This is a genomic window from Streptomyces sp. NPDC002640, from assembly GCF_053592575.1.
On sequence record NZ_JBSFVZ010000063.1, the window covers coordinates 1 to 1,195 of the forward strand.

Annotated in this window: 1 rRNA gene; it reads left to right on the plus strand. The window is 56.7% G+C overall.

The window, feature by feature from the left end:
- Positions 1-1,173, plus strand: a 23S ribosomal RNA gene (locus ACWD3O_RS34005); the annotation flags it as partial.
- Positions 1,174-1,195: the final 22 nt, after the last annotated feature.

Consider the following 1,195-nt stretch of genomic DNA (forward strand, 5'->3'; position numbering starts at 1 on the left):
TGAGCTGGGGGTGGCCGCAGAGACCAGCGAGAAGCGACTGTTTACTAAAAACACAGGTCCGTGCGAAGCCGTAAGGCGATGTATACGGACTGACGCCTGCCCGGTGCTGGAACGTTAAGGGGACCGGTTAGCTCCATTTCGGTGGGGCGAAGCTGAGAACTTAAGCGCCAGTAAACGGCGGTGGTAACTATAACCATCCTAAGGTAGCGAAATTCCTTGTCGGGTAAGTTCCGACCTGCACGAATGGCGTAACGACTTCTCGACTGTCTCAACCATAGGCCCGGTGAAATTGCACTACGAGTAAAGATGCTCGTTTCGCGCAGCAGGACGGAAAGACCCCGGGACCTTTACTACAGTTTGATATTGGTGTTCGGTTCGGCTTGTGTAGGATAGCTGGGAGACTGTGAAAGCGGCACGCCAGTGTCGTGGGAGTCGTCGTTGAAATACCAGTCTGGTCGTGCTGGATGTCTAACCTGGGTCCGTGATCCGGATCAGGGACAGTGTCTGATGGGTAGTTTAACTGGGGCGGTTGCCTCCTAAAGAGTAACGGAGGCGCCCAAAGGTTCCCTCAGCCTGGTTGGCAATCAGGTGTTGAGTGTAAGTGCACAAGGGAGCTTGACTGTGAGACCGACGGGTCGAGCAGGGACGAAAGTCGGGACTAGTGATCCGGCGGTGGCTTGTGGAAGCGCCGTCGCTCAACGGATAAAAGGTACCCCGGGGATAACAGGCTGATCTTCCCCAAGAGTCCATATCGACGGGATGGTTTGGCACCTCGATGTCGGCTCGTCGCATCCTGGGGCTGGAGTCGGTCCCAAGGGTTGGGCTGTTCGCCCATTAAAGCGGTACGCGAGCTGGGTTTAGAACGTCGTGAGACAGTTCGGTCCCTATCCGCTGTGCGCGTAGGAGTCTTGAGAAGGGCTGTCCCTAGTACGAGAGGACCGGGACGGACGAACCTCTGGTGTGCCAGTTGTCCTGCCAAGGGCATGGCTGGTTGGCTACGTTCGGGAGGGATAACCGCTGAAAGCATCTAAGCGGGAAGCCTGCTTCGAGATGAGGACTCCCACCCACTTGATGGGGTAAGGCTCCCAGTAGACGACTGGGTTGATAGGCCAGATCTGGAAGCCCGGTAACGGGTGGAGGTGACTGGTACTAATAGGCCGAGGGCTTGTCCTCAGTTGCTCGCGTCCACTGTGTT